Origin of the sequence: Paracoccus binzhouensis (assembly GCF_016446475.1) — a bacterium.
In the GTDB taxonomy this organism is placed as follows: Bacteria; Pseudomonadota; Alphaproteobacteria; order Rhodobacterales; family Rhodobacteraceae; genus Paracoccus; species Paracoccus binzhouensis.
This window is the reverse complement of record NZ_JAEHFP010000188.1, coordinates 1-4597: the sequence shown is the minus strand read 5'-3', so window position 1 is coordinate 4597 and position 4597 is coordinate 1. Positions and strand designations below refer to the sequence as shown.

At 58.5% G+C, this 4597-nt stretch carries 7 protein-coding genes and 3 pseudogenes; 4 read left to right on the top strand and 6 right to left on the bottom strand.

From position 1 onward, the window contains the following. Window positions 1-609: 609 nt before the first annotated feature. Both I9P22_RS23285 and I9P22_RS23280 read left to right on the top strand, forming a co-directional pair. The gene (locus I9P22_RS23285) at window positions 610-912 is read left to right on the top strand and encodes a hypothetical protein (RefSeq protein WP_199262539.1); all 303 of its coding nucleotides are present in this window, start codon (window positions 610-612) and stop codon (window positions 910-912) included. Between the two features lie 125 nt (window positions 913-1037). Then, window positions 1038-2132 (top strand): annotated as a pseudogene (locus I9P22_RS23280) (NAD(P)/FAD-dependent oxidoreductase); the annotation flags it as partial. Here the strand turns inward: I9P22_RS23280 and I9P22_RS23275 are convergent. Together I9P22_RS23275 and I9P22_RS23270 are read right to left on the bottom strand one after the other, a co-directional pair. Next, window positions 2120-2254: pseudogene (locus I9P22_RS23275) on the bottom strand (IS5/IS1182 family transposase); the annotation flags it as partial. The pseudogenes I9P22_RS23280 and I9P22_RS23275 sit on opposite strands and share 13 nt — an antisense overlap. Before the next feature lie 116 nt (window positions 2255-2370). Further along, window positions 2371-2655, bottom strand: coding sequence for a hypothetical protein (locus I9P22_RS23270; RefSeq protein ID WP_199262537.1), 285 nt, complete (start codon window positions 2653-2655; stop codon window positions 2371-2373). A gap of 114 nt (window positions 2656-2769) precedes the next feature. Between I9P22_RS23270 and I9P22_RS23265 the strand changes: the two genes are divergently transcribed. Together I9P22_RS23265 and I9P22_RS23260 are read left to right on the top strand one after the other, a co-directional pair. Next, window positions 2770-3015, top strand: a complete 246-nt coding sequence (locus tag I9P22_RS23265) for a type II toxin-antitoxin system Phd/YefM family antitoxin (RefSeq protein WP_058097803.1) — start codon at window positions 2770-2772, stop codon at window positions 3013-3015. After that, the gene (locus I9P22_RS23260) at window positions 3015-3410 is read left to right on the top strand and encodes a type II toxin-antitoxin system VapC family toxin (RefSeq protein ID WP_233253561.1); all 396 of its coding nucleotides are present in this window, start codon (window positions 3015-3017) and stop codon (window positions 3408-3410) included. Before I9P22_RS23265 ends, I9P22_RS23260 begins: the two co-directional genes overlap by 1 nt. Before the next feature lie 32 nt (window positions 3411-3442). Here the strand turns inward: I9P22_RS23260 and I9P22_RS23255 are convergent, their stop codons facing one another. From I9P22_RS23255 to I9P22_RS23245, 4 genes and pseudogenes are all read right to left on the bottom strand, one after another. Then, window positions 3443-3658 carry a hypothetical protein gene (locus I9P22_RS23255; protein ID WP_199262535.1) on the bottom strand — a complete coding sequence of 72 codons (216 nt, stop codon included), beginning with the start codon at window positions 3656-3658 and terminating at the stop codon, window positions 3443-3445. 127 nt (window positions 3659-3785) lie between these two features. Next, window positions 3786-3884, bottom strand: coding sequence for a ribbon-helix-helix domain-containing protein (locus I9P22_RS25100; RefSeq protein ID WP_408635225.1), 99 nt, complete (start codon window positions 3882-3884; stop codon window positions 3786-3788). 123 nt (window positions 3885-4007) lie between these two features. Next, complete coding sequence (locus I9P22_RS23250; RefSeq protein ID WP_199262533.1) at window positions 4008-4307, bottom strand: PAAR domain-containing protein; 300 nt, start codon at window positions 4305-4307, stop codon at window positions 4008-4010. 209 nt (window positions 4308-4516) lie between these two features. After that, a pseudogene (locus I9P22_RS23245) lies at window positions 4517-4597 on the bottom strand (IS5/IS1182 family transposase); the annotation flags it as partial.

Genomic DNA, 4597 nt, shown 5'->3' with positions numbered 1-4597 from the left:
GACACCGCTCGGGGCGAAAAACGCTTGCCCAGCGAGCAAAATCAGGCGATCTTGAAGTCAAGCGGCGGGCCACTTGGGGAATGTCGGAGAGTATCGAAATAATTACCAAGCAATTCACAACCATCTCACTCCAGACCTGATCAGTCAGATTGGCAAGATTCTGATTCGGGCATGCTTCTATGCGCGTTTTTCTGACTTGGAGGCCGGACGGAAGCCTCTGGACTGGTCGAGGTACCTCGGAAGCTTCGTCACTGTTTCTGATCTTGGTAATGACAGATCGCGAGACGAACTGAGAGCCTACCTTGTCAATGAATTTGGATTCCAGTTTGAAGATGAAAGGGAGATGCTGGCGGGAATAGACCCGAGCGAGGTTGCCCGACTTGGAGACGCCATTTTTGATGCCCGAGGTAAAGTTGGACGAGAGGAGGAAAGAGAACGTATCCTTTCACGAAATGCTGCCGATACCGTACTGCGCGTCTATCATCGGCGGTCTGTGAGCATGAGCGCGCTGGAGAGAATCCATTTGGCTATAAAGCTTGGTGGCTGACGCAACAGTCCCGGCTTCAAGATGCTACCGGCAGTCTGGTTGCGCAAAAACGGGCTCGCTATATGATGCAGCCCGAGTTCATTTTGCATTTTCTCGCGAACCTCCCATCTGCTACGCAAGTCAAAATTAGCTATGATCAAGTGTTTCCGTCGATTCTCGGCGTCAGGCTTGGCAACCGAATGGATGAGCGGGCATTCAAGGAAATTGTTGGGAAGGCACTCGATGTTTATGACCAGATGGATAAATCATGCGCCAAGGTCTTCTTGTCGCGAGCTTCTGAGCAACTTCAGTCCGACTTTGCAAAGCGTTACGAGGATAGCGATTTCTTTCGGCCGATTGGTTGGCGCGATTGGGCTTTTCATTGATCTGTCATCGATCCGAGGGCATTTTTGATTGTAGCTGAAATAGATTGTATGGCGGCACCTCAACGCTACCTCAACCTTCGCATGCTGTCGAGTGTAGTCGGAAATCGCTTTAATCCCACCAGATCAGGGGCGCCCCGGTCGAAACCGAAGTCACCCAGGACAATTTCTACATCCTCGGCCCGCATGGCCAGGTCCGGGTGCCGAACTGGCCGATGCCGCCCCTGATGTCGAACCACGGCAAGTATATCGTCTCCATGGGCAATGTCTGCCGCTGGCTCGCCGAACAGGCCGAGGCGCTGGAAGTGGAAATCTTCCCCGGCATGGCCTGCTCGCAGCTGGTCTATGAGGGCAGCCGCGTGGTCGGCGTCGTCGCCGGCGAGATGGGGCTGAATGCCAACGGCACCCCCGGCCCGGGCTACGAGCCCGGCATGGAGCTGCGCGGCAAATACGTGCTGATCTGCGAGGGCGTGCGCGGCTCGCTCGCCAAGGAGCTGATCGCGCAATACGACCTCTCGGCCGGCCATGAGCCGCAGAAATTCGGCCTCGGCATGAAGGAGATCTGGGAGATCGACCCGGCCAAGGCCAAGCCCGGCACGGTGACGCATACGATGGGCTGGCCCTTGGGCAAGAACGCCGGCGGCGGCAGCTTCATCTATCACCTTGAGGGCAACCAGGTGCTGGTCGGCTTCGTCGTGCACTTGAACTATGCCAACCCCTATCTCTATCCCTACATGGAGTTCCAGCGCTTCAAGCACCATCCGCTGGTCGCGGACCTGCTGGAGGGCGGCAAGCGCGTCGCCTATGGCGCCCGCGCCATCTCCGAGGGCGGCTGGCAGTCGATCCCGAAGCTGACCGTGCCGGGCGCGGCGCTCTTGGGCTGCTCGGCCGGGCTGGTGAACGTGCCGCGCATCAAGGGCAACCACAACGCCATGCTGTCCGGCATCGCCGCGGCCGAGGCGGCGGCGGCGGCCATCGCCGCGGGCCGCGCGGGCGACGAGCTGACCGATTACGAGGCCGAGGTGCGCAAGGGCCCCATCGCCCGCGACCTGAAGCCGGTCCGCAACGTCAAGCCGCTCTGGTCGAAGCTGGGGCTCTGGGCCAGCCTGGCGCTCGGCGGCTTCGACATGTGGGTGGCGAACCTGACCGGCTGGAACCCCTTGGGCACCTGGAAGCACGGCAAGACCGATGCCGAGGCCACCGGCAAGGCGGCGGATTTCCGTTCAAAAAACGTCGAGTTGATCAGTGCCGCAAGCTTCACCAGCTCGTGGCGCGCATCGATCATATCGACCAGTCGTGGGCGGAGCAGGTCATCCTGTTCAGGGGCGCGGGAATGGGGCTTCATGGGCGACCGGAAATTGCAGGGTTTCTGGCCAAAGCATATGAAACTCTGCAATCCAAAGCGAACAAAACCGCAGATTCAGCATGCAAAATCAAGACCGTAAGGGTTATTCTGCCGGACTAATTGGCCTTTCTTTTCGAGACCCTGTTCTCGCCCCGCAGATATGATCGAGGATCATCGGCTTCCAGGATGACTTGCCGGGCCACATCTTCGGCTCTTTTTCGATCCAAGGCCCAAGCTTCGGCTTCAAGTTGTCCGAGCAGGCTTCTAACGAGGTCCAAGGCGTCCTCGGCGGTTGTGACGGTTCCTGCGGAAATCTGCGCTTTGAGCATGATGTTGATTTCGGCCATGGCACAGTAGTGCGCCATAACGTAATTTGCTCTGTCTTCAGCGATAGTCGACACGTTCCTGTCCTTTGTTGCTGACACAGCTTTTAGGATTCTGACTCTATGCTGGCTGGGATGCTTGAAAAAGATCTGCAATCAGACTAGATTTCAAACCAGTTGATGGAGATTCGCATGCGCGAGATCGGTGCCTTCGAGGCCAAAACGCATCTGTCGGAACTTCTTGCTGCCGCAAAGGCAGGCGAGACGGTGACGATTACCCGGCGCGGCCAGCCCGTCGCTCGCTTGGTGCCTCCAGCAAGCAATGACCGTGCCGCCGCCCTGCTTCGTATGGCTGAATTGCGCAACAGGCTCGCGGCAAGAGATGTGCGGCTTGGAATCGACGATATTCTTTCGGCGCGCGACGAAGGCCGCCGCTGATGCTGGTCATCGATGCTTCGGCGTTGATTGCGTGGGTCATGCCGGATGAGTCTGGCGTGGACCTGGCTTCTCTGGCCGAGAGACACGAGGAAATCGGCGCTCCCTGGTTGCTGTGGGCCGAGCTGCGTAATATCTTGGTCGTCAACGAGCGACGAGGGCGGCTGCCGGCAGGCGCCGCCGAGCAGATCATCGAGGCGGTGGATGCCTTTGGGGTGCGGCTGGATACCAGGCCGGCGCATTCGGTGGTGATGGATCTGGCCCGCCGCCATGGCCTGACGGTCTATGATGCGCTCTATCTGGAACTGGCGTTGCGTCAGGGCTCTTCCCTGACCAGTCTGGATGCGGCTCTTATCCAGGCTGCCCAGGCTGAAAGTGTGGCGGTTGAGCACAGATAGCGCCTTTCCCGATCTCGGATACTGCACCTATTTCAGCGGCCTGCCAGAGCTTGCCTGCCATTGTCCGAAAACATCGCCAGGAAATCGGTCCGCGACACCACCCCGTCCAGCCTTGCGCCCAGCTCCATCGCGTAGCGAACCGAGCCCTCGGGGAAGGGATCGCTGTTCACCTGGCCGAAATCGGTCGAGAGCAGGACGCGCTCGGGACCGGTCTTGCGAATGGCCTCGGCGAAAGCCTCCAGCGCCACGCCATCCTGAGTATGGATGGCGAAGCAATGCTCGATGAAGACTCCGGGGTATTGACCGGCGTGGAATAAGGGCTCTGGCGCGGATTTGGTGCCGTTGATCTTTTATGTCGCTACATTTTGACCTTCTTCAAAGGAGGTTACCGATGGTGCCCGAGGCAACCAGTTCGTCAATGAAGGCGGTATGTTCGGGTGGTAGGCTGACGGTGCGCTTTGCCACGGTGGCCATGTGCGGATCCCTCCTCTGGTATGGCTTTTTCATACCATGCCTGGAGCGTGCTGTCACTACGTCGTAAAGAACGAAAACTGAACGCGGATAGTGGGTTGTGATTTCCAGCAAGGTGCGGCTTGGTCAATCTCCGATGAACACAGATGAAGAACCTTCGTCTGCTGCGCCTCCGCAGGAAATCGCATCCCCGACACGGCCGGCCGGCTTACCATTGATGAACACCGATCCTGATCCGCCCGACAGCGCGCGCGGATGCGCCGGGGCCGGGCAGCTCGGGCACGCATGGGGCGCATAGGCATCGCCCTGACGCACCGCCGCAATCCCGTCGATGCTCACATCCGGCGACGCCTCGATGCTCGGCGTTGGCGGGAAATGGCAGCCATGGCCGGAGCCGATATCGCCAAGGCGTGTAGAAGGCGGCATTTTAATTTTCTACGTTTGAGCAGAGAATCTGCTGTTTAGTGGCATATACATCACTGGCCGCATTCGGAGTCTGGCAAGCGTTATTAAACGACTTCAGACCACACCTTAACAGCCCAGGGCCATAAGAAAAAATACCAACTGATGACTTCAGGCTAGAGCCTGTTGCACTCAATCGGCCTCATACCCGGCGGTTTTGAAGTAGTTGTAGGTCATGTTGACAAATGGCGAAGCCAGAGCCTGATGCAGGCGATGTCGATGAAGCCGAGGAAACTGTCTGCGGTTTTGTCGTA